This is a genomic window from Streptomyces sp. NPDC042364, assembly GCF_056437585.1.
In genome coordinates this window covers 1-23,295 of record NZ_JBWKAJ010000016.1, presented here as the reverse complement: position 1 = coordinate 23,295, position 23,295 = coordinate 1, and the positions used below count along the sequence as shown (strand labels likewise).

General features: G+C 70.6%; 19 protein-coding genes. 12 read left to right on the top strand and 7 right to left on the bottom strand.

Annotated elements, in window-relative coordinates; all coding sequences use genetic code 11:
• Nucleotides 1-31 precede the first annotated feature (31 nt).
• A complete protein-coding gene (gene lon, locus AC067N_RS27525; protein ID WP_478681566.1) occupies nt 32-2,434 on the bottom strand; it encodes an endopeptidase La in 2,403 nt (800 codons plus the stop codon).
• Between the two features lie 166 nt (nt 2,435-2,600).
• Between lon and AC067N_RS27520 the strand changes: the two genes are divergently transcribed.
• The gene (locus AC067N_RS27520; protein ID WP_478681565.1) at nt 2,601-2,885 is read left to right on the top strand and encodes a hypothetical protein; all 285 of its coding nucleotides are present in this window, start codon (nt 2,601-2,603) and stop codon (nt 2,883-2,885) included.
• On the top strand, nt 2,885-3,253 hold the full coding sequence (locus tag AC067N_RS27515) for a GNAT family N-acetyltransferase (RefSeq protein ID WP_478681564.1): 369 nt from the start codon (nt 2,885-2,887) through the stop codon (nt 3,251-3,253). Before AC067N_RS27520 ends, AC067N_RS27515 begins: the two co-directional genes overlap by 1 nt.
• Before the next feature lie 13 nt (nt 3,254-3,266).
• Here AC067N_RS27515 and AC067N_RS27510 read toward each other — a convergent pair whose 3' ends face one another.
• The gene (locus AC067N_RS27510; RefSeq protein WP_478681563.1) at nt 3,267-4,169 is read right to left on the bottom strand and encodes a rhomboid-like protein; all 903 of its coding nucleotides are present in this window, start codon (nt 4,167-4,169) and stop codon (nt 3,267-3,269) included.
• Nucleotides 4,170-5,252: 1,083 nt separating this feature from the next.
• Here AC067N_RS27510 and AC067N_RS27505 point away from each other — a divergent pair.
• From AC067N_RS27505 to AC067N_RS27485, 5 genes are all read left to right on the top strand, one after another.
• A complete protein-coding gene (locus tag AC067N_RS27505; protein ID WP_478681562.1) occupies nt 5,253-5,927 on the top strand; it encodes a spermine/spermidine synthase domain-containing protein in 675 nt (224 codons plus the stop codon).
• Nucleotides 5,928-6,058: 131 nt separating this feature from the next.
• Nucleotides 6,059-6,796: a response regulator transcription factor gene (locus tag AC067N_RS27500; protein WP_009341146.1), complete on the top strand. Its 738-nt coding sequence runs from the start codon at nt 6,059-6,061 to the stop codon at nt 6,794-6,796.
• Between the two features lie 56 nt (nt 6,797-6,852).
• The gene (locus AC067N_RS27495) at nt 6,853-7,995 is read left to right on the top strand and encodes a HAMP domain-containing sensor histidine kinase (protein ID WP_478681561.1); all 1,143 of its coding nucleotides are present in this window, start codon (nt 6,853-6,855) and stop codon (nt 7,993-7,995) included.
• 774 nt (nt 7,996-8,769) lie between these two features.
• Nucleotides 8,770-12,567: a multifunctional oxoglutarate decarboxylase/oxoglutarate dehydrogenase thiamine pyrophosphate-binding subunit/dihydrolipoyllysine-residue succinyltransferase subunit gene (locus tag AC067N_RS27490; RefSeq protein ID WP_478681560.1), complete on the top strand. Its 3,798-nt coding sequence runs from the start codon at nt 8,770-8,772 to the stop codon at nt 12,565-12,567.
• A gap of 87 nt (nt 12,568-12,654) precedes the next feature.
• Entirely contained in the window at nt 12,655-12,834 is a 180-nt protein-coding gene (locus AC067N_RS27485; protein ID WP_003992906.1) for a DUF6104 family protein, read from the top strand.
• Nucleotides 12,835-12,926: 92 nt separating this feature from the next.
• On the opposite strand, the gene AC067N_RS27480 is transcribed toward AC067N_RS27485, so the two are convergent.
• Nucleotides 12,927-13,778, bottom strand: coding sequence for a hypothetical protein (locus AC067N_RS27480; protein ID WP_478681559.1), 852 nt, complete (start codon nt 13,776-13,778; stop codon nt 12,927-12,929).
• A gap of 154 nt (nt 13,779-13,932) precedes the next feature.
• On the opposite strand from AC067N_RS27480, the gene AC067N_RS27475 reads away from it, so the two are divergent.
• Nucleotides 13,933-15,033, top strand: a complete 1,101-nt coding sequence (locus AC067N_RS27475) for a DUF4097 family beta strand repeat-containing protein (protein ID WP_478681558.1) — start codon at nt 13,933-13,935, stop codon at nt 15,031-15,033.
• 1 nt (nt 15,034) lies between these two features.
• Nucleotides 15,035-16,246: a PadR family transcriptional regulator gene (locus AC067N_RS27470; protein ID WP_478681557.1), complete on the top strand. Its 1,212-nt coding sequence runs from the start codon at nt 15,035-15,037 to the stop codon at nt 16,244-16,246.
• 58 nt (nt 16,247-16,304) lie between these two features.
• Here AC067N_RS27470 and AC067N_RS27465 read toward each other — a convergent pair whose 3' ends face one another.
• The 4 genes from AC067N_RS27465 to AC067N_RS27450 form a co-directional block, all read right to left on the bottom strand.
• On the bottom strand, nt 16,305-16,961 hold the full coding sequence (locus AC067N_RS27465; RefSeq protein ID WP_478681556.1) for a Clp protease N-terminal domain-containing protein: 657 nt from the start codon (nt 16,959-16,961) through the stop codon (nt 16,305-16,307).
• Nucleotides 16,961-17,170 (bottom strand): RNA polymerase sigma factor sigma-70 region 4 domain-containing protein, encoded by a 210-nt coding sequence (locus AC067N_RS27460; RefSeq protein ID WP_055513588.1) that lies wholly within the window; start codon nt 17,168-17,170, stop codon nt 16,961-16,963. The genes AC067N_RS27465 and AC067N_RS27460 overlap by 1 nt, the downstream gene beginning before the upstream one ends.
• A gap of 112 nt (nt 17,171-17,282) precedes the next feature.
• The gene (locus AC067N_RS27455; RefSeq protein ID WP_478681555.1) at nt 17,283-18,248 is read right to left on the bottom strand and encodes a zinc-binding dehydrogenase; all 966 of its coding nucleotides are present in this window, start codon (nt 18,246-18,248) and stop codon (nt 17,283-17,285) included.
• 374 nt (nt 18,249-18,622) lie between these two features.
• Complete coding sequence (locus tag AC067N_RS27450; protein WP_478681554.1) at nt 18,623-19,873, bottom strand: NAD(P)-dependent malic enzyme; 1,251 nt, start codon at nt 19,871-19,873, stop codon at nt 18,623-18,625.
• A gap of 607 nt (nt 19,874-20,480) precedes the next feature.
• Here AC067N_RS27450 and AC067N_RS27445 point away from each other — a divergent pair.
• From AC067N_RS27445 to AC067N_RS27435, 3 genes are read left to right on the top strand one after another with little or no spacing between them, the layout of a single operon-like run.
• Nucleotides 20,481-21,443, top strand: coding sequence for an ABC transporter substrate-binding protein (locus AC067N_RS27445; RefSeq protein ID WP_478681553.1), 963 nt, complete (start codon nt 20,481-20,483; stop codon nt 21,441-21,443).
• 29 nt (nt 21,444-21,472) lie between these two features.
• Complete coding sequence (locus AC067N_RS27440) at nt 21,473-22,402, top strand: amino acid ABC transporter permease (RefSeq protein ID WP_478681552.1); 930 nt, start codon at nt 21,473-21,475, stop codon at nt 22,400-22,402.
• Nucleotides 22,399-23,205: an amino acid ABC transporter ATP-binding protein gene (locus AC067N_RS27435; protein ID WP_478681551.1), complete on the top strand. Its 807-nt coding sequence runs from the start codon at nt 22,399-22,401 to the stop codon at nt 23,203-23,205. The genes AC067N_RS27440 and AC067N_RS27435 overlap by 4 nt, the downstream gene beginning before the upstream one ends.
• Nucleotides 23,206-23,295 lie beyond the last annotated feature (90 nt).

The following is a 23,295-nucleotide window of genomic DNA, read 5'->3' as shown; positions in this document are numbered from 1 at the left end:
GCCGCCCGTGCGCCGGGCGGCCGTGCGGTCGTCAAGCCGCCGCCGGGACCGCCACCTCCGCCGGTGAGAGGGCCAGTTCCAGCACCTGGCGGACGTCGGTGACGGCGTGGACCTCCAGCTTGTCGAGGACCTCGGCGGGGACGTCGTCCAGGTCGGGCTCGTTGCGCTTGGGGATGATCACCGTGGTGACCCCGGCCCGGTGCGCGGCGAGCAGCTTCTGCTTGACGCCGCCGATGGGCAGGACCCGCCCGGTGAGCGAGACCTCACCGGTCATCGCCACATCCGTGCGGACCAGCCGGCCGGACAGCAGCGAGGCGAGGGCCGTCGTCATGGTGACACCGGCGCTGGGTCCGTCCTTGGGCACCGCGCCCGCCGGGAAGTGGATGTGCACACCCCGGTCCTTCAGGTCGGCGACGGGCAGTTCCAGTTCGGCGCCGTGCGAGCGCAGGAAGGAGAGCGCGATCTGCGCGGACTCCTTCATCACGTCGCCCAGCTGCCCGGTGAGCGTCAGCCCCGCCGCGCCGGTCTCCGGGTCGGCCAGCGACGCCTCGACGTAGAGGACGTCACCGCCCGCACCGGTGACCGCGAGCCCCGTGGCGACACCGGGGACGGCCGTACGCCGCTCCGCCGGGTCCTGGGCGGACTCGGGCACGTGGTGCGGGCGCCCGATCAGGCCGCGCAGGTCGGCGTCGGTGACGGTGAACGGCAGCTCCCGCTCGCCCAGTTCGTGCTGGGCGGCGACCTTGCGCAGCAGCCGGGCGACGGACCGCTCCAGGTTCCGGACCCCCGCCTCGCGGGTGTACTCGCCGGCGAGCCTGCGCAGCGCGCTCTCCTCGAGGGTCACCTCGTCGGCGTCGAGCCCGGCCCGCTCCAGCTGCCGCGGCACCAGGTGGTCCCGGGCGATGACGACCTTCTCGTCCTCCGTGTAGCCGTCGAGCCGGACCAGTTCCATACGGTCGAGCAGCGCCTCGGGGATGGCTTCCAGAACGTTCGCCGTGGCGAGGAAGACGACGTCGCTCAGGTCCAGCTCGACCTCCAGGTAGTGGTCCCGGAAGGTGTGGTTCTGCGCCGGGTCGAGGACTTCGAGCAGCGCCGCCGCCGGGTCGCCCCGGAAGTCGGAGCCGACCTTGTCGATCTCGTCGAGCAGGACGACCGGGTTCATCGAACCCGCCTCCTTGATGGCGCGGACGATACGGCCGGGCAGCGCGCCCACGTAGGTGCGCCGGTGGCCGCGGATCTCCGCCTCGTCCCGCACGCCGCCGAGGGCGACCCGGACGAACTTGCGGCCCATGGCGTGCGCCACGGACTCGCCGAGGCTGGTCTTGCCGACGCCGGGCGGCCCGACGAGGGCGAGCACCGCGCCGCCGCGCCGGCCGCCGACGACACCGAGGCCGCGGTCGGAGCGCCGCTTGCGCACGGCGAGGTACTCGGTGATGCGCTCCTTCACGTCCTCCAGGCCGGCATGCTCGGCGTCCAGGACGCCCTTGGCGCCCTGGATGTCGTACGCGTCCTCGGTCCGCTCGTTCCAGGGCAGTTCGAGCACGGTGTCGAGCCAGGTGCGGATCCAGCTCCCCTCGGGGGACTGGTCGCTGGACCGCTCCAGCTTGTCGACCTCCTTGAGCGCGGCCTCGCGGACCTTCTCGGGCAGGTCGGCGGCCTCGACCCGGGCGCGGTAGTCGTCGGACTCCTCGCCCTCCTTCTCGCCGTTCAGTTCACGCAGTTCCTTGCGGACGGCTTCGAGCTGACGCCGCAGCAGGAACTCGCGCTGCTGCTTGTCGACGCCCTCCTGGACGTCCTTGGCGATGGTCTCGGCGACGTCCTGCTCGGCGAGGTGGTCGCGGAGCTGCTGGGTGGCGAGCTTCAGCCGGGCGACCGGGTCGGCGGTCTCCAGCAGCTGCACCTTCTGCTCGGTCGTCAGGAACGGCGAGTAGCCGGAGTTGTCGGCGAGTGCGGAGACGTCGTCGATGGCCTGTACCCGGTCCACCACCTGCCAGGCGCCGCGCTTGCGCAGCCAGCTGCTGGCCAGTGCCTTGTACTCGGTGACCAGTTCGGCGACATGCCCGGGCAGCGGCTCCGGCACGCTCTCCTCGACGCGGGTCCCCTCGACCCACAGCGCGGCCCCGGGCCCGGTGGTCCCGGCCCCGATCCTCACCCGGTCACGCCCCCGGATCAGCGCCCCGGGGTCGCCGTCGGCGAGCCGCCCCACCTGCTCGACGGTGCCGAGCACACCGGTGGCCGCGTACGCGCCGTCGATCCGCGGCACCAGCAGCACCCTCGGCTTGCCGCGTTCCGCCCGCGCCGCCGCCTGCGCGGCCTCCACCGCGGCCCGTACATCCGTGTCATTGAGGTCCAGCGGCACCACCATGCCGGGCAGCACGACCTCGTCGTCGAGCGGCAGTACGGGCAGGGTGAGCGGTGCGGACGTCGAAGCCATGATCTCTCCCTCGGCAGTCAAGTTGAGCTATGCCGACTCAATGCAGAGGAGCCTCCCCATGTTCCCGAGGGTCGGCGTGTTCGCTGTGGGCGATCACCGGGGACCCTCGAATGTAATACCCTCAATCCAGTATCACCTCTTACGGCACACACGCGCGGGGGCGGCAGTGGACGGAATCGTGCGGGCCTGGGTCGACGGCTGGGTGGTCTCGCGGGGAGCGGCGCCCCCGGTCGTGGAGCCCTGGGGCCACACGACCGACAACGGAACGGCCGCCCATGTCACCCGCCACGTCTTCGCGGCGACGCACGCCGACGTCGAGGAGGAGACGGTCCGGGAGGTCGCCGACGCCGTGACCGCGTCCGGGATGTGGCTCAAGGTCTTCGCCGAGACGCCGGGAGTCGCCCCTGGCCGGGCGAGGGCTGGTGGGTCGATCCGGAGCCGGGCCGGCTGATGGCCGTACCCCTGGGGGCACCGGACACCCCGGCCGTCACGGCCCCCGAGGGCTACCGCCTGCGCACCTGGTCCCGGGGCGGCGTGATCCGCGCCATGGCCGCCGCACCGGACGGCTCCTGGGCCGCACGCGGGCAGATCGCCCCGACCGGACGGACCGCGGTCGTGGACCGGATGGAGACCTCTCCGTCGCACCGCCGCCGGGGCCTCGGCTCGCTGGTCATGCGCACCCTGACCCGGTCCGTGGTCGACCAGGGCGCGGAGCTCGGCGTACTGGGCGGAACACCGGAGGGGCGGGCCCTGTACGAGTCCCTGGGCCGGACGACGGTCGCCCCGCTGACGACCGCGGGATTCGACGGCCGGCAGTGAAGACCGCGACACCTCAGACGGCGGCGTCCACCTGACGCACCGGATTCGGCGCGAACGCGTCGCGGGCCCCCGCCGCCCGCCGCCACCGCCGCACCACCGGCCATGTGGCCACGCCGATCCCGAGGGCGATCAGATGTCCCCAGTCGGTCATCGGGTCCGCGAACGCGAGCAGGTCGTCCATGAGCATCCCGCCGAAGCCGAGCAGCAGCGGCCAGCGCGACCACCACGGCAGCAGGCCCGCCAGCGCGCCCGCGCTGGCCGCCACCCCGAAGCTGATCCCGTAGTCGAGGCGGTGGAGGGAGCTGCCCGGCAGCCCGCCTGCCAGGACGGACAGGCCGACCGGGACCTCGGTGGCGAGGGTGGCGAGGACATGCCCCAGCAGGAAGACCCCGGCCGTCCGAAGGCCGCCGATCCGGCGTTCCAGGGCGGTCAGCACCAGCACGAAGCCCGGCGTGTACGCCGACGTCACCCCGCCGGCGATCCACAGCGCGCTCGCGATCAGCACCGGAACAGGGGCACCCACGAGATGCGCCACGTCCGTGCTGAAGCCGTGGTGGAGGGCGCGGACGAGGGCCGGGTCCCCGTACGCGGTGATCGCCGAGGTGATCGCGAGCACCGTGAGGTACCAGAAGGTGAACGGCGTGGCGGAAGGGGTGGGGAGCAGCCGCCAGGGGCGCGGGAGGTGGGCACGGGCGGGATGCGGGCGGCGGCCGGACCCGACCCCGCGGTTCCGGCCGCCGGACCCCGAAGGCCCGGGCCGCTGTCGACCGAGCCCCGAAGACCCGGCCTTCCCTCCGCCTCCTCCGGGTGCCGACGCGCCCGGCTGCCGAGGGATTCCGTCCAGGAGCGGCCCCGCGCCCGACGGCGGCGTCACGTCGGTCCGGGCCGGCCCTTCCCCGGTCTCCACACGGTCCAAGGTGAGGCGCTCCTTCCGTTTCGCTCCACCTTCGACAGGCCACCACCCCCGTGTCTGTGACCTGCGCCACCTTCACCGTGATTCACAGCAATCCGACAGCGACACCCGGCCTGTGCGGCGGCGGACGCGGACGGCGTGCCAGGCGTCGCGGGGCAGACGGGATTTTGACGACAGCCCCCAGGCGCGCGCGGGGCGTCGAACGCCTCTCCGTCGCCGGGCGAGCGGCAACGGCCCTCGCTCGGGCGCCGACCGGTTCGGCCACGCGCGGTGTCCGGACGTCATCCGTGGAACCGGTGCGTCCGGGCCGGGATCTCCGAGCAGGGTGCCGGCTCCTTCCCCACGCCGGTTCCCGCACAGGGCGTTCGGGCTCGGGCTCTTCGCGAGGCGGTACGGCGACCCGGGAAGGGGCCGAGGAGACCGTCGGCGCGGCCGAGTTCACACGCGGGCGCGCGGACGGCGTCCCCGTACGGTGACGACGTCACCGATCCCGCCCGCGCGGACATGGCAGTGCCGCGGCCGCGGCTGCGGTCTCCGCAGGAGGAACGGCCGGGCCGCTTCGTCGAGTCGTTCTTCCACCCGAGGGCGCCGGCCTTCGGCGAGGAGCCGCTCCGGGATGCCCTGGCGCTGCTGGAGGGCGCGCCGGCCCGCCGGCCTCGAACTGGAGCGGCCCGCCGCGCTCCCGCGGATCGCGCGAAGGCGGCGCCCGTCGCCGACGACGGCGCGTCCGACACGGCGCGGCCCGACACGGCCCGACACGGCGCGGCGCGACGCGACGCGACGCGACGCGACGACACAGCATGGCCCGACGCGGCGTTGCCCCACACCGCGTTGCCCGGCGTTGCCTTCGGCCGGGCGCGGGCGGAGGACGGCTGCCGGTCGAACTTCCGCGTTCCATGGCCGCTTCGGAGCCATCCCGGCCGGACAGCGCCGAACGACACCGGTGACCCCGCCTTCCCGGACGGGCGCCATGCGGAGATCCGCGCACGCCCCGTCGTGACGGACCGGCGTTCCGAACACGCCAAGCCCCGGCGGAGCGGTCGTAATTCGGCCGCCGTCGGGCAAGGGACGCGTAAGGATGGGTGGATGACCACCATCGACGTACCCGAAGTCATCGACCGGCGCGAGGGCCCCTACGGCGAGGTCGTCCTGCGGCGGCACGGGGAGCTGCTGCAGATCATCGCCAACGGGTGCTTCCTGATGGACACCTCGGACGGGCGCTCGGAACGCCTGCTGGTCGACGCCGCCCTCGACGCCCTCGACGGGCGCTTCCAGCCGAGTGTGCTGATCGGGGGCCTGGGCGTCGGCTTCTCGCTCGCACACGCCGCCGCGAACCCGAGTTGGGGCGCGATCACCGTTGTCGAACGCGAACCGGCCGTCATCGACTGGCACCGCTCGGGCCCCCTCGCCGAACTGTCCGGCGCGGCCCTGGCGGACCCGCGCACGGAGATCGTGGAAGCCGATCTCGTCCAGTACGTCAATGAGACTTGCGCCACGTTCGACGCGCTCTGCCTGGACATCGACAACGGGCCCGACTGGACCGTCTCCGAGAGCAACGAAAACCTGTACTCACCGGCCGGATTGGCAAGCTGCGCAAGGGTGTTGAACCCCGGCGGGGTTCTGGCCGTGTGGTCGGCGCAGCCTTCCCCCGAATTCGAGGAAACCTTGGGGAATGCCGGGTTCCAACAGGTGCGTACCGAAGAGATCCCGGTTGCCCGAGGAGTTCCGGACGTGGTGCACCTCGCGGTCAGACCTGGATAGCCCTGGCATGGTGACTGCCCGTACCCTGCTTGCCTGGCGCCGATCATTCAAGCGTCAATCGCAGTCATGCGCAGCCATGCGTAGTCAAGGGATCACCCCACGGATTCCGGAAAGCAACTCAGGGGCGGGCGATGGAGCAGACACACACCTCCCACAGCAGCACGACGGCGACCCCGGGCGCTCAGCGCCGGGTACTCGTGGTCGAGGACGACCCGACGATCGTCGACGCCATCGCGGCCCGCCTGCGCGCCGAGGGTTTCGTCGTACAGACCGCGTCCGACGGCCCGGCCGCCGTCGACACGGCGGAGGCGTGGCAGCCCGACCTGCTGATCCTCGACATCATGCTGCCCGGCTTCGACGGCCTGGAGGTGTGCAGGCGCGTCCAGGCCCAACGGCCCGTCCCCGTGCTGATGCTCACCGCGCGGGACGACGAGACGGACATGCTGGTCGGGCTCGGCGTCGGCGCCGACGACTACATGACCAAGCCGTTCTCCATGCGTGAACTGGCCGCGCGCGTGCATGTGCTGCTGCGCCGCGTGGAGCGCGCCGCGCTGGCCGCCACCACCCCGCGTTCGGGCATCCTGCGCCTCGGTGAGCTGGAGATCGACCACGCGCAGCGCCGGGTCCGGGTGCGCAGCGAGGACGTCCACCTCACCCCCACCGAGTTCGACCTGCTCGTATGCCTCGCGAACACGCCGCGTGCCGTACTCTCGCGCGAACAGCTGCTCGCCGAGGTCTGGGACTGGGCGGACGCGTCCGGGACGCGGACCGTGGACAGCCACATCAAGGCGCTGCGGCGGAAGATCGGCGCGGAGCGGATCCGCACGGTGCACGGTGTCGGGTACGCCCTGGAGACCCCGACCCCCTGAGCCGCGCCCGCACCGCGCGCGTCGGAGTTGCGTAGGCACAGGGGGCTGGTGGCGAAATGAGCGGAGTCGGTGACCCACGGTCGGGGAGTCTCGGTGACGCGCAGTCACGGAAGGTCGCGGGACCGCTCGGCGGTCTGCGCCCCTTCTCGATCAAGACGAAACTGGGCACGCTCGTCGTCGTCTCCGTCCTGATCACCACCGGTCTGTCGATGATCGCGGTGCACACCCAGACGGAACTGCGCTTCATCACGGTGTTCTCGATGATCGCCACACTGTTGATCACGCAGTTCGTGGCGCATTCGCTCACCGCCCCGCTGGACGAGATGAACGCGGTCGCCCGGTCCATCTCGCGGGGCGACTACACCCGGCGGGTCAGCGAGAACCGCCGGGACGAGCTGGGCGACCTGGCCCACACGATCAACCTGATGGCCGATGAGCTGGAGGCCCAGGACCGGCAGCGCAAGGAGCTCGTGGCGAACGTCTCCCACGAGCTGCGCACTCCCATCGCGGGCCTGCGGGCGGTGCTGGAGAACATCGTGGACGGCATAGCGACCGCCGACCCCGAGACGATGCGTACGGCGCTGAAGCAGACGGAACGGCTGGGCCGGCTGGTCGAGACGCTGCTGGACCTCTCCCGCCTCGACCACGGCGTGGTCCCGCTCCGCAAACGCCGTTTCGAGGTGTGGCCGTATCTCTCCGGGGTCCTCAAGGAGACGCAGATGGTCGCCAGTGCCCGCGGGGGCATGGCCTCCGGCTCCGGCAGCCACACCCGCAAGGACGTCCACCTGCACCTCGACGTCCACCCCCCGGAGCTGACCGCGCACGCCGATCCCGAGCGCATCCACCAGGTGGTCGCCAACCTCATCGACAACGCGGTCAAGCACAGCCCCCCGCACGGCCGTGTCACCGTCAAGGCCCGCCGCGGACCCACGCCGGAGTCCCTCGACCTCGAAGTGCTGGACGAGGGCCCGGGCATACCCGAGTCCGAGTGGCACCGGGTCTTCGAACGCTTCAACCGCGGCGCGGTGAGCCGCCCTCACGGCCCCGGCAGCGACGGCGGCACCGGCCTCGGCCTCGCCATCGCCCGCTGGGCCGTCGACCTCCACGGCGGCCGCATAGGAGTCGCCGAGTCCCCCAAGGGCTGCCGCATCCAGGTGGCCCTGCCCGGAGCACCGGCCCCGCGCTCACCCCAGCCTTAGAGCTCCGAACAAGAGTGGAGTCCGATCAGCTCGCGGCGTCTGGTGCGTGCGATCGCAAGGCGCCGGAAGCTCCTTGTAGCGGGGCTACCAGGGGCTTTCGGCAACGCGGCGAGCGTGCGTGCCAGACGTCGCGAGCCGGGCTCCACTTTTGCTCGGAGCTCTTCGGGACTTCGCCGCGGCAGGGTTCGAGGGAAGAGTTCCGGTGTCGAGGTGGTCGGCGAGCGGCACCGTCGTGGTCGCTCGCGCGGTTCCCCGTGCGACAAACCACAACGCGGCCGCGGACGCACCCGCACCGAGCCGCACCGAGCCGCCCCGGGATCACGGGGTCCGGCGCGGCGGCCCCGCCGACGTCGCCAGAGACGCGCCACGAGCGCCGTGTACCCACCCTCCCGTGGCCGAATCCCCTCCTGCTTGCCAGATTTCGCTCATCCTCTCAGGGCTTACATCTGTGCCAAGTTGACGTAAAGTTCGAACCGGAGCCACAAGATCCATGTGTGATCCGCGCCGACGGACACGTGTGATCAGGTGCGTTCACGCAGCGGGCCGCGCGTTCATCGCCGCAGGCCCCGCCCGACGCATGCCCGATCTGTGCCCACCACACCTGTTCCGGACCGGAACCACGCTTGTTTCCCGCCATTTCCAGCCCCGAAACACGCATTCCGATGTGACTTACGCGACGATGAAGGGGCTCGACCTGACCTTCCCGGCCACAGAGGCGTAGCCTTTATTCCCGCTGTCCATCACCTTGTGAAGCGGAAGAGGGCGGTTGCCGCCGTGTCGCCACAGTCCCCCAGTAACTCGAGCATCTCGACCGACTCAGACCAAGCGGGTAAGAACCCCGCCGCGGCCTTCGGTCCCAACGAGTGGCTCGTCGACGAGATCTATCAGCAGTACCTCCAGGACCCGAACTCGGTAGACCGAGCCTGGTGGGACTTCTTCGCCGACTACAAGCCCGGGGCGGCCGCCGCCTCGGCTCCGGCGAGTACTGCGGCGAAGGGGGCCGCAGCGACCACGACGCCCGCGGCGCCCGCCGCCCCGGCCCAGGCGGCTCCCGCGGCTCCCGCCGCGCCCGCTCAGGCCGCCCCGAAGCCCGCCGCCTCGGCCCCGGCCGCCGCGAAGCCCGCGGCCGCCGCGCCGGCCAAGCCGGCCGCCGCCCCCGCGAAGCAGGCCGCGCCCGCCGCGCCCGCCGACGGCCCGGAGCTGATCACGCTGCGCGGCCCCGCCGCCGCCGTCGCGAAGAACATGAACGCCTCGCTGGAGCTGCCCACGGCCACGTCCGTGCGCGCCGTCCCGGTGAAGCTGCTCTTCGACAACCGCATCGTCATCAACAACCATCTGAAGCGCGCCCGGGGCGGGAAGATCTCCTTCACGCACCTGATCGGCTACGCGATGGTGCAGGCCATCAAGGCGATGCCGTCGATGAACTGGTCCTTCGGCGAGAAGGACGGCAAGCCGACCCTCATCAAGCCGCCGCACGTCAACCTCGGCCTGGCCATCGACCTGGTGAAGCCCAACGGCGACCGCCAGCTGGTCGTCGCGGCGATCAAGAAGGCCGAGACGCTGAACTTCTTCGAGTTCTGGCAGGCCTACGAGGACATCGTCCGCCGCGCCCGCGACGGCAAGCTGACGATGGACGACTTCACCGGCGTCACGGTCTCCCTGACCAACCCCGGCGGCCTCGGCACCGTCCACTCCGTGCCGCGTCTGATGCCCGGCCAGTCCGTGATCATGGGCGTCGGCTCCATGGACTACCCGGCCGAGTTCCAGGGCACGAGCCAGGACACCCTGAACAAGCTCGGCATCTCGAAGGTCATGACGCTCACGTCGACCTACGACCACCGGGTGATCCAGGGCGCCGCCTCCGGCGAGTTCCTCCGCCAGGTCGCGAACCTGCTGCTCGGCGAGAACGGCTTCTACGACGACATCTTCGAGGCCCTGCGCATCCCCTACGAGCCGGTCCGCTGGCTCAAGGACATCGACGCCAGCCACGACGACGACGTCACCAAGGCCGCCCGCGTCTTCGAGCTGATCCACTCCTACCGGGTCCGCGGCCACGTCATGGCCGACACCGACCCGCTGGAGTACCGCCAGCGCAAGCACCCCGACCTGGACATCACCGAGCACGGGCTCACCCTGTGGGACCTGGAGCGCGAGTTCGCGGTCGGCGGATTCGCCGGCAAGTCCCTGATGAAGCTCCGCGACATCCTCGGCGTCCTGCGTGACTCGTACTGCCGTACGACCGGCATCGAGTTCATGCACATCCAGGACCCGAAGCAGCGCAAGTGGATCCAGGACCGCATCGAGCGCCCGCACACCAAGCCGGAGCGCGAGGAGCAGCTGCGCATCCTGCGCCGCCTGAACGCCGCAGAGGCCTTCGAGACCTTCCTGCAGACGAAGTACGTCGGCCAGAAGCGCTTCTCCCTGGAGGGCGGCGAGTCCGTCATCCCGCTGCTCGACGCGGTCATCGACAGCGCCGCCGAGTCGCGCCTGGACGAGGTCGTCATCGGCATGGCCCACCGCGGCCGCCTGAACGTCCTCGCGAACATCGTCGGCAAGTCGTACGCGCAGATCTTCCGCGAGTTCGAGGGCAACCTCGACCCGAAGTCGATGCACGGCTCCGGCGACGTGAAGTACCACCTGGGCGCCGAGGGCACCTTCACCGGCCTCGACGGCGAGCAGATCAAGGTCTCCCTGGTCGCGAACCCCTCGCACCTGGAGGCCGTGGACCCGGTACTGGAGGGCGTCGCCCGCGCCAAGCAGGACATCATCAACAAGGGCGGCACGGACTTCACCGTCCTGCCGGTGGCCCTCCACGGCGACGCGGCCTTCGCGGGCCAGGGCGTGGTGGCCGAGACCCTGAACATGTCGCAGCTGCGCGGCTACCGCACCGGCGGCACGGTCCACGTGGTCATCAACAACCAGGTCGGCTTCACGGCCGCCCCGGAGTCGTCCCGCTCCTCGATGTACGCCACGGACGTGGCCCGCATGATCGAGGCCCCGATCTTCCACGTGAACGGCGACGACCCGGAGGCCTGCGTCCGCGTGGCACGCCTGGCCTTCGAGTTCCGCCAGGCGTTCAACAAGGACGTGGTGATCGACCTCATCTGCTACCGCCGCCGCGGTCACAACGAGACCGACAACCCGGCCTTCACCCAGCCGCTGATGTACGACCTGATCGACAAGAAGCGCTCGGTGCGCAAGCTCTACACCGAGTCCCTCATCGGTCGCGGCGACATCACCCTGGAAGAGGCCGAGCAGGCGCTGCAGGACTACCAGGGCCAGCTGGAGAAGGTCTTCACCGAGGTCCGCGAGGCGACGTCGCAGCCGGCCTCCGCCCCGTCCCACGACCCGCAGGACGGCTTCCCCGTCTCGGTGAACACCGCGGTCACGGCCGAGGTCGTCAAGCGCATCGCCGAGTCCCAGGTCAACGTCCCGGACCGCATCACCGCCCACCCGCGTCTGCTGCCGCAGCTCCAGCGCCGGGCGTCGATGGTCGAGGACGGCACGATCGACTGGGGCATGGGCGAGACCCTCGCCATCGGCTCCCTCCTGCTGGAGGGGACCCCGGTCCGCCTCGCCGGCCAGGACTCGCAGCGCGGCACCTTCGGCCAGCGTCACGCGGTGATCATCGACCGCGAGACGGGCGAGGAGTTCACGCCGCTGATGTACCTCTCCGAGGACCAGGCGCGCCTGAACGTCTACAACTCGCTCCTGTCCGAGTACGCCGCGATGGGCTTCGAGTACGGCTACTCGCTGGCCCGCCCCGACGCGCTCGTGATGTGGGAGGCCCAGTTCGGCGACTTCGTCAACGGCGCCCAGACGGTCGTGGACGAGTTCATCTCCTCCGCCGAGCAGAAGTGGGCGCAGACCTCCGGCGTCGTCCTGCTCCTCCCGCACGGCTACGAGGGCCAGGGCCCGGACCACTCCTCGGCCCGCCCCGAGCGGTTCCTGCAGCTCTGCGCGCAGAACAACATGACGGTCGCCATGCCGACCCTCCCGTCGAACTACTTCCACCTCCTGCGGTGGCAGGTGCACAACCCGCACCACAAGCCGCTGGTGGTCTTCACCCCGAAGTCGATGCTGCGTCTGAAGGCCGCCGCGTCGAAGGCGGAGGAGTTCACGACGGGCGAGTTCCGCCCGGTCATCGGCGACGACTCGGTCGACCCGGCCACCGTCAAGAAGGTCGTGTTCTGCGCCGGCAAGGTCTACTACGACCTGCAGGCCGAGCGGCAGAAGCGCGGCGCCACGGACCCCTCGGCCGCCGAGACGGCGATCATCCGCCTCGAGCGCCTCTACCCGCTGCCGGGTGCCGAGGTCCAGGCGGAGATCAAGAAGTACCCGAACGCCGAGAAGTACCTGTGGGCCCAGGAGGAGCCGGCGAACCAGGGCGCTTGGCCCTTCATCGCCCTCAACCTGATCGACCACCTGGACCTGGCGGTCGGCGCCGACGTCCCGCACGGCGAGCGTCTGCGCCGCATCTCCCGCCCGCACGGCTCGTCCCCCGCCGTGGGGTCGGCCAAGCGGCACCAGGCGGAGCAGGAGCAGCTGGTGCGTGAGGTGTTCGAGGCGTAAGCACCCTCGACGGCATCCGTACGCGGCCGGGCCGCACCCCTTCCGAGGGGTGCGGCCCGGCCGTTTTCCCGCACTTATCCTTGACCCATGTACTTCACGGACCGTGGCATCGAGGAACTGGAGAAGCGGCGCGGTGAGGAGGAGGTCACCTTCGAGTGGCTCGCCGAGCAGCTGCGGACCTTCGTCGACCTGAACCCGGACTTCGAGGTACCGGTCGAGCGGCTGGCGACCTGGCTGGCTCGGCTGGACGACGAGGACGACGAGTAGGTCCCTGAGCCGGTTCCCCGGCCCGGCGGAGTCCGGGCTTCCTCCGTCGCAGGTGCGTCGGGAGCCGGTGTCGGCGAAGCCCCCTGCAGAGGTCAGTCGCGAGGGCGGGTGAGGTCGTACATCAGGCCGAGGGCCCCGTGGGCGACCAGGAGGGCGCCCGCGACGGTCCAGCCGCCGCTTCGGCGGCGCAGGCCCCAGGCCGTGAGGGGCAGGCCCGCGAGCAGCTGCGCGGTGGCGAGGCCGCGGGCCCGCGACGTGCCCGCCCAGGGCAGCCAGGGCCCGAGACGGCCGCGTTCGAGCGCGTCGAGTTCCATCCGCACGGCTCCGCGCCAGCCGGTCCACTCGATGCGCTGGGCGTCGGGCTGGACCCGGGCGACCTCACGGAGCCGGTCGGCGGGTTCGCCCGGTGTGAGACCCGCCGGGAGGACGACACCGGCACGGGCCAGGGCGGCGAGGAGGCCCAGCATCCGCGTGCGGGCGTTCGCCGAGGGATCCGCTTCGGTGAGGTCGTAGAGGAGCTGCGCGTCGAGGGTGGGGTCCAGGCCCAGCCGCGCCGCGATCGTGCGCATCGCCTCGTCCTCGCCGACCGGGGTGCCGTTCGCGAGCCATACGTAGCCGACGGTGCGGCGAAAGCCGGCGGCCAGGGTGCAGCCGCTGCGGTCCGCGTCCCACCACAGGGCCAGGACCGGCCAGGGAGCGCTCACGGCGAGCGCGGTGGCCCACCCGGTGAGGACGCGGTCGACGGGCTCCCCTCCCTGCAGCCAGGGCTTGCCCTCGGGCACGAGCGCGCTCCACCCCGGGCCGGCCGAGGTGAGCAGCATCCGCTCCCGGAGGAGCTGGGCGACGGGGGCGACGGATTCACGGTCCGCGCGGCAGAGCAGCAGGGCGCCCGGGGCGGGCGCGGGTCGGGGGCGCGGCGATCCCGGTGTGCTTTCCGTCGACATGACCCCCACGCTAGGGCGATTTGTCTGCATTCATCCTGCGGGATCACCAGAACGGGTGGCTTGACTTCCGGCCAGCGCGATATATCGTGAATTACGTGAGACGCGATATGGCGCGTTGTGTAGTCCTGTTCGGTCTGTCATAGGGGGTCAGCACATGTCCGAGTGGTCCGTCGCCGAGCCACGGAAGCTCACGTTCGACGAACCGGTGACGGCACTCCAGGTGCGCGTCGTCAACGGAACGGTGAACGTCGTGGGCACCGACGAGAGTTCCGCCCGTCTGGAGGTGTCGGACCTGGAGGGCCCGCCCCTCACGGTGACCCAGGAGGACGGCACGCTGACCGTGGCGTACGACGATCTGCCCTGGAAGGGCTTCCTGAAGTGGCTCGATCGCAAGGGCCGGCGCCGCAACGCGCTGATCTCCCTCACCGTTCCGGCGGGCACACGCGTGGAGGTGGGCGCGGTCGGTGCCACCGCCGTCATCTCGGGCGTGGAGGGGCGCACGGAGGTGAAGGGCATCTCGGGCGACACGACCCTGGTCGGCCTGTCGGGACCGGTCCGGGCGACGACGGTCTCCGGGAACGTGGAGGCCCAGGCCCTCACCGGGGACGTCCGGCTGAGTTCCGTCTCCGGTGACCTGACCGTCATCGAGGGGTCCTGCCCGACACTCAAGGCCGACTCGGTGAGCGGCTCGATCATCCTCGACCTCGACCCCGTGGGCGGCCCGGCCGACGTCGGCCTCACCAGCGTCTCCGGTGAGATCGCCATCCGCCTCCCCCACCCCGCCGACGCCGAGATCGAGGCCAACACCGCCAGCGGCACCATCTCCAACGCCTTCGAGGACCTCCGCGTCAGCGGCCCCTGGGGCGCCCACAAGATCACCGGCCGTCTCGGCAGGGGGAACGGCCGGCTGAAGGCCACGACCATCTCCGGCTCCATCGCCCTCCTGCGCAGGCCTCCTGCCGAGGACGAGCCCTGGGGCGAGAGCAGGGACACCGCCGAGGGGGGCGGCACAACGGGGGCCGGAGGCGCCGGTGACGAGATACCGACGGGCGCCGGTTCGACCGCCGCGGACAAGGCGCCGGACACCCCACCGACCGAACCGTCCGGCACCGTGACCGACAATGCGTCTGCCGGTGCAGCCGAGCAGTCCGAAGCCCCTGCGGGCCGCACGACAGCCGACGGCCCCACCGGCTCCTCGTCCGACGGCCCGGCCGACGGCACGGCCCCCGGCACGACCGACAAGAAGGTGCTCTGACATGCCTCCCGTCTTCGCCCACGGACGCCTGCGGTTGTATCTGCTGAAGCTGCTGGACGAGGCGCCACGTCACGGCTACGAGGTGATCCGCCTGCTGGAGGAGCGCTTCCAGGGCCTGTACGCGCCTTCCGCCGGCACCGTCTACCCCCGCCTCGCCAAGCTGGAGGCGGAGGGCCTGGTCACCCACACCACCGAGGGCGGGCGGAAGGTGTACGCGATCACGGACGCCGGCCGCGCCGAACTGGCCGACCGCAGTGGAGAGCTCGCCGACCTGGAGCTGGAGATCCGTGAGTCGGTGGCGGAGCTGGCCGCCGAGATCCGGGCCGATGTACGGGGCGCGGCGGGCGACCTGCGCCGCGAGATGCGGGCGGCGGCCTCCGCGGCGCGCCAGGGCTCCGGGGCCGACGCCGGGGAGAGCGAACCGCTCGGGGAGTTCGGGAAGCACGCCGACAACGAGGCGTGGCGCGCGGCGAAGGAGGAGATGCGCCGCGTCAAACAGGAGTGGAAGGAGCAGGCCCGGCGCGCCAAGGACGAGAGCCGCCGCGCCCGCGAGGAGGCCCAGCGGGCTCGCCGCCAGGCCAAGGAGGCACAGGAGCGGGCCCGCACCCAGGCCCAGGAGGAGCTCCAGCGCATCGCCAAGCGGGTTCAGGATCACGTCCAGGACCACTTCTCCCGCGGTGACTGGCCGACCGGTGTGCGCGAGGGTCTGACGGAACTGGCCAAGGAGTTCGGCGAGTTCGGAAAGGACTTCGGCAAGGAGTTCGGGAAGGACCTCGGCTTCGGACGCCCGGGTGCGGAGTCCGGCTCGGGTACGGCGGGTGCGACGGGCCCGGGTGCGGGCTCGGCGCCCGGCACGGCGCCGGGCGGCCCGGGGAGGCCGACGGAGGCGGAGGCGGCCGGCACGGGCGCACAGACCGGCGTGAGCGAGGACGTGCGCGGGGGCGGGGCGACGGGCGGCGCCGGTGCCTGGGGGCCGGACTACTCGGTCACCCCCGAGGACTTTCCGGGTGCTTATGAACCCTCCTGGGTGCACGAGCCCCCCACAGGCGACCCGGCCCGCGATCTCGACCGGCTCCTGGACCGCTTCCGCGACGACATCCGCGACGCGGCCCGCGACCACGGGGTGACGGAGGACCAGCTCCGCGACGCCCGCCGCCACCTGTCGGCGGCGGCGGCTCACATCGGAGCGGCACTGCGGGCGGCCAAGGGCTGACGGGCAGAAGGGGCGACGGAGAGGCCCGCGCCTCACGGCGGGGGCCCCTCCCCCCGCATCAACTCGCCCGGGCCTCCCCCACCCCGTACAGCACGCGCTCCAGGGACTCGTAGGTCACTCCATGGTCGGCGAGGACCTCGGCGGGGACTCCGGGGCGGGTGGTGAGGGCGAGCAGCATGTGCTCGTCGCCGATGTGGCGGTCGCTGTGGGACTGGGCGACGCGGAGGGAGCGGGTGAGCACGTCCTTGGCATCGCGGGTGAAGGGCCGATGGCCCGAGCGGCGAGCCCGCCCGCTCCTGCCACCGCGCCCACCACCCTTTCGGCCGAACCGTTCGCTGCCGTCACCGTCGCCGCCGGCATCACGGTCCCCGTCACTGTCGCCCCGCCGACGCCCCGGCTCCAACGCACCCGCTCCATGGGCCTCCTCGACGCGGGAGACGATCTGCGCGAGGTCGATACCGAGGTCGGACAGGGCGTCCGCCTCGGCGCGGGTGAGGCCACCCCGGCGGCGGGCGTCGGCGAGGGCCTGTTCGACGGAGCCCCGGCTGCCGGCCAGGCCCAGCGAGGCGAGGGCGAACGAGGCACGGCTGGCGCGGCGGTCCAGCAGGGCGAGCAGAAGGTGCTCCTCGGTCACCTTGTCGGCGCTGGAGCGTTCCGCGTGGTCGACCGCGGCGAGGACCACGGCACGGGCATCCTTCGTGAACCGTTCGAACATCAATGCCTCCCGTACTTCTTGTGCACGGCCTGCCTGCTCACACCGAGTTCCGTGGCGATCTCCTGCCACGACCAGCCCTGATTGCGCGCACTGCGCACCTGTACCGACTCCAGTTGCTCCAGCAGCCGGCGCAGCGCGGCGACGGCCCGCAACCCGATCCGAGGGTCACGGTCACCGGCCCGCTCGGCGAGATCCGTAGCTTCGGTCATACCGTCAACTTACGTTGACAGGGAGCCGCTGTCAACATTGGTTGACATGACGAAGGCCGGCCCGGGGAACCGGGCCGGCCGTGGTGTCACTCGTTCAGCGGGAGCGAGACCGTCAGGGGGTGGTGAGCACGATCTTGCCGAAGAGGTCGCCGGCCTCCAGGCGCTCGAAGCCCTCGCGGGCGCGGTCGAGGGGGAGCACCTCGTCGATGACGGGGCGGACACCCGTCGCGGCGCAGAAGGAGAGGAGGTCCTCCAGTTCGTCCTTGGTGCCCATGGTGGAGCCGACGACCTTCAGTTCGAGGAAGAAGATGCGGGTGAGCTCGGCGTGGGCGGGCCGGTCGCCGCTCGTGGCACCGGAGATGACGAGGGTGCCGCCGGGGCGGAGCGACTTCACCGAGTGGGACCAGGTCGCGGCGCCCACGGTCTCGATGACCGCGTCGACGCGCCGCGGCAGCCGCGCGCCCGGCTCCAGCGCCTCGACAGCGCCGAGTTCCAGGGCCCGCTTGCGCTTGGCCTCGTCCCGGCTGGTGGCGTAGACGCGCAGACCGGCCGCCTTGCCGAGCACGATCGCGGCGGTGGCCACACCGCCGCCGGCGCCCTGGACCAGGACGGAGTCACCCGGACGGACGCCGCCGTTGGTGAAGAGCATGCGGTAGGCCGTCAGCCAGGCGGTGGGCAGGCACGCGGCCTCCTCGAAGGAGAGTTCCGCGGGCTTGGGGAGGACGTTCCAGGTCGGGACGGTGACCAGTTCGGCGAACGTGCCCTGGTAGCGCTCGGTGAGGATCGAGCGGGGCTCGTTGGGGCCGACGCCGTGGCCGCTCTGGCCGATCACCGAGTGCAGGACGACCTCGTTGCCGTCCTCGTCGATACCGGCGGCGTCGCAGCCGAGGATCATGGGCAGCTTGTCCTCGGCGAGGCCGACGCCACGCAGGGACCACAGATCATGGTGGTTCAGCGAGGCGGCCTTCACCCTGACGGTCGTCCAGCCGGGCCTGGACTCCGGGGCCGGGCGATCGCCCAACTCCAGTCCGTTGAGCGGGTTGTCACGGTCGATACGGGCGGCGTAGGCAGCGAACATGGGCCTGACCATAGGTGTACGCCGCACTCGATGGAACCGGGCAACGCTGTGACACGCGTCCCGCGGGGCGCTGCGCGCTGCAGGGCGCCGGGAGTGTGCGGGCCGTTGGGGGCTGGTCGCGCCCACGCGGCGGAGCCGCAGGTGTCACCGTCCCGCGCCCCCTGAAGAGCGGCCGGGGCCGCGCCCCGTGTTGTTCACCCGAAGGGCGGGCCCAGGCCCGGCCCTTCAGGGGCGCGGGGAACTGCGCGAGAAACCACGCACCACCCGCACCGCCAAAGAACCCGCACCCCTGAGCCCCCAGGCGCGCCCGAAGCGAACGGCCCCGCCCCGCCGACGCGGGAGCAGGGCCGTCGCACCTCACTCGGCGCTCAGCCTCAGCGGCGAGCAACCCCCTCCGCCCGCGCGGCCGCGGCCACCGCCGCCGTCACCGCGGGAGCGACCCGCTCGTCGAACGGGGACGGGATGACGTAGTCGGGGGCGAGGTCGTCGCCGACGACCGCGGCCAGCGCCTCCGCCGCCGCGATCTTCATCCCCTCGGTGATCCGCGACGCCCGCACCTGGAGCGCCCCCGCGAAGATGCCGGGGAAGGCCAGGACGTTGTTGATCTGGTTGGGGTAGTCGGAGCGGCCGGTCGCGACGACAGCCGCGTACTTGTGGGCCACATCCGGGTGCACCTCGGGGTTCGGGTTGGCCATGGCGAAGACGAACGCGCCCTCGGCCATCGAGGCCACCGCCTCCTCCGGGACCGTACCGCCGGAGACGCCGATGAAGACGTCGGCGCCGGCGAGCGCGTCCTCAAGGGAGCCCGTGATCCCCGCCTTGTTGGTGAACCCGGCCACCTCGCGCTTGACGTCGGTGAGGTCCGCGCGGCCCGCGGAGATGACGCCCTTGCGGTCGGCCAGGGCGACGTCACCGATGCCCGCCTCGACCAGCATCCTGGCGATGGCCACACCGGCCGCGCCGGCACCGGAGATGACCGCCCGCAGCTGACCGATCTCCCGGCCGCTGAGCCGCGCCGCGTTCCGCAGGGCCGCCAGCGTCACGACCGCCGTACCGTGCTGGTCGTCGTGGAAGACCGGGATGTCCAGGCGCTCCTGGAGCCGCTTCTCGATCTCGAAGCAGCGGGGGGCCGAGATGTCCTCCAGGTTCACGCCGCCGAAGGACGGGGCGAGCCGGACGACGGTCTCGACGATCTCGTCGACGTCCGTGCAGGCGAGCGCGATCGGCACCGCGTCGACACCGCCGAACTGCTTGAACAGGATCGCCTTGCCCTCCATCACCGGGAGGGACGCCTCGGGACCGATGTCGCCGAGACCGAGGACCGCCGTACCGTCCGTCACGACGGCGACGACGGAGGACTTCCAGGTGTAGTCGTCGACCAGCTCGGGACGCTCGGCGATGGCGGTGCACACCCGCGCGACGCCCGGCGTGTAAGCGAGGGACAGGTCGTCCTTGTCGCGGATCGGCACCGTGCTCTGCACGGCCATCTTGCCGCCGCGGTGCAGCGCGAAAGCGGGGTCGAAGGGGTCGGGGGCGCCGAGGGAATTGAGGGGCTCCCCGTTGCCTTCCTGGTCCGTACTGCCGTCGCTGCTCTCGGTGCGAGGATTGACAATCTCCGCTGCCACTTTTGTTTACCCCTTAAGTCTTCAAGGTTTGAGGGTGACCGCTCCCGGTTCGGGAGTGGGCGGGCACCGCGTAGGTCCCAGGTCAACCGGTACGTACGGCGACACGTATGGGCTCAGACGCGACGGGCGCGCCGCACACGCGCCCTGGGCCCCGGATGAGGGGTGTAAGGAACCTTCTTACCGGACGGACGGTGCCGACGACGAGTCCAGACCCGTTCATACCTCGAAGGTCACAACTCGAAGGTCATTTGCAGCCTCCCGAGGGCGCCACGACTCGTCGACGAATGACGGGACAAGTCGGATAATCCATGACAGGCGCCAGACCGCCGCACGTGCGGAGGTTCGTGGCCGACCGCATCCTGAGATGCACCGAAGATCTTCCGGCCGGAAGGGAAAAATTCCGCACAAGATCCGGCGCGATCGCACGGTCCACAGCGGTTCGTAGGCCATTCAGGGGTCACCCGTTATCCGATTTTGACATAGCGGGTCATCTGAATGCACATGCCCGAATGGCAAGATGCCGTAATCACACGAGGTCGCGACACTCGAAGAAGCGTGTCAACCATCGACCTAGGCAACTCCACCCATCCCGCCGGAGGAACCCACCATGACCGCAAGCACCACCCGTCGTACGACCCGCCTGCGCTCCCGGACAGCCGCGGTCGGAGCGATCGCGGTCGCGGGCGCCCTGCTGCTCACCGGCTGCGGTGACCAGACGGACAAGAGCTCGAGCTCGGACAGCACCTCGGCAACCGCCTCCGCGCCGCTCGCCGACAAGCTTCCCGCAGACATCCGCAAGGCGGGTGTCATCAAGGTGGGCTCCGACATCGCGTACCCCCCCGTGGAGTACATGAAGGACGGCAAGGCCGTGGGTATCGACCCGGACATCGCCGAGGCGCTGGGCAAGCAGCTCGGCGTGAAGTTCGAGTTCCAGAACAACAAGTTCGCGCAGCTCATCGTGGGTCTCGAGGCCAAGCGGTACAACGTGATCATGTCCGCGATGAACGACACGGCGGACCGCCAGAACGGCATCGACTCCGAGACCGGCAAGAAGGTGGGCAACGGGATCGACTTCGTCGACTACTTCACCGCCGGCACCTCCATCCTGGTCCAGAAGGGCAACCCCAAGGGCATCAAGTCCCTGGACGACCTGTGCGGCCAGGTCGTGGCGCTGCAGGTGGGCACCACATCCGAGGGCATTGCCAAGGAACAGAGCAAGAAGTGCGTCAAGGACGGCAAGAAGGCCATCAAGCTGCAGACCTTCGACACTGACCCCGAGGCGCTCCTCCGGCTCAAGCAGGGGGCGTCCGTCGCCGACCTCAATGACTTCCCGGTCGCGGCCTACAACGCCAAGACATCCGGGGGCGGCAAGGACTTCGAGGTCGTCGGCGAGCAGATCGAGGCGGGCCCGTACGGCATCGGCATCAGCAAGAACAACGCCGAGCTGCGCGATGCCCTCCAGGCGGCGATGAAGGCGATCATCGAGAACGGCGAGTACGAGAAGATCCTCCAGAAGTGGAACGTCACCGACGGTGCCGTGACCGAGGCGAAGATCAACGGCGGCTCCTGAACCACAGGCAACACTGAAGGGCAGTCGCTGTGACTGACATCGCCGACAAGGCTCCGGAGGCCGCGCTGCCGCCGGAGCAGATCAAGGCCATCCCGGTGCGCCATTACGGACGCTGGGTGGCCGCGGTCGTGGTCGTCGCCATCCTGGTACTGGTCGGGATCGCGTTCTCCAACGCCAACATCAACTACAGCATCATCCCGGACTACCTCACGGCTGACACCATCCTCCGCGGAGCCTGGGCCACGCTGTACATCTCCGTGCTCTCCATGGCGCTGGGCCTCACCCTGGGCGTAATCCTCGCCGTGATGCGCATGTCGTCGAACCCGGTCACGAGCACCGTGTCCTGGTTCTACATCTGGTTCTTCCGAGGCACCCCCGTCCTGGTGCAGTTGCTCCTCTGGTACAACATCGCCCTTGTGTTCCCCGTCCTCAACCTGGGGTTCTACAAGGACGAGATGAACCAGGTGATGACGCCGTTCCTGACGGCACTGCTGGGGCTCGGACTGAATGAGGCCGCGTACATGGCCGAAATCGTTCGGGCGGGCATCCAGTCCGTGGACGAGGGCCAGACTGAGGCGTCGCACGCGCTGGGCATGACGCGGGCACAGACGCTGCGCCGTGTCGTCCTCCCCCAGGCCATGCGCGTGATCGTGCCGCCCAGCGGCAACGAGTTCATCAACATGCTCAAGACGTCATCGCTTGTCTACACGGTGCAGTTCACCGAACTCATCAAGGCGGCTCAGGACATCTCCAGCACCTCGCTGGCTGTGGTCGAGATGTACTTCGTGGCCTCGATCTGGTACCTGATCCTGACGAGCATCTTCAGTGTCGGCCAGTACTACCTGGAGCGCCGCTACGCGCGCGGTTCGACGCGCAATCTGCCGCCGACCCCGTTGCAGCGTCTCAAGGCGAACGTCCGCCTGTTCGCTTCGTTCCGCCGTCCGGAGGTCGTTCGATGACCGCTCTCAGCAAGGGCACCGATCTCGGCAAGGGCGGCACCGGCCGGCCGATGGTCAAGGCCGAAAGTGTGCACAAGTCCTTCGGGCCGGCACACATCCTCAAGGGGATCGACCTGGAGGTGAACCCGCGCGAGGTGTTCTGCCTCATCGGCCCGTCCGGATCCGGCAAATCCACCTTCCTTCGGTGCATCAACCACCTTGAGAAGATCAGCGCAGGTCGGCTCTACGTCGACGGCGACCTGGTCGGCTACCGGCAGAAGGGCGACAAGCTCTATGAGCTCAAGGAGAAGGAGGTAGCCACGCAACGGCGGGACATCGGCATGGTGTTCCAACGCTTCAACCTCTTCCCTCACATGACGGCTCTGGAGAACGTCATGGAGGCGCCGGTCCAGGTCAAGCGCGAGAGCAAGGCCGTCGCCCGGGAGCGTGCGGAACGCTTGCTGGACCGGGTGGGTCTCGGCGACCGCAAGGGGCACTACCCCGCCCAGCTCTCTGGCGGCCAGCAACAACGCGTCGCCATCGCCCGCGCGCTGGCGATGGAACCGAAGCTGATGCTCTTCGACGAGCCGACCTCGGCTCTGGATCCGGAGCTGGTCGGCGAGGTCCTCGACGTGATGCGCGACCTCGCCGAGGACGGCATGACCATGATTGTGGTCACGCACGAGATGGGCTTCGCCCGTGAAGTCGGTGACTCGCTGGTCTTCATGGACGATGGTGTGGTGGTTGAATCAGGCCACCCGCGCGAGGTCCTGTCCAACCCCCAGCACGACCGCACCAAGTCGTTCCTCTCCAAGGTCCTCTGACAGTGATCATGTGACTGGTGGTTCTGCTGATGAGCCTGACTCACCCTCTGACTGACGTCGCTGACTGTCCTGTTTCGGATTTGTCGGCTC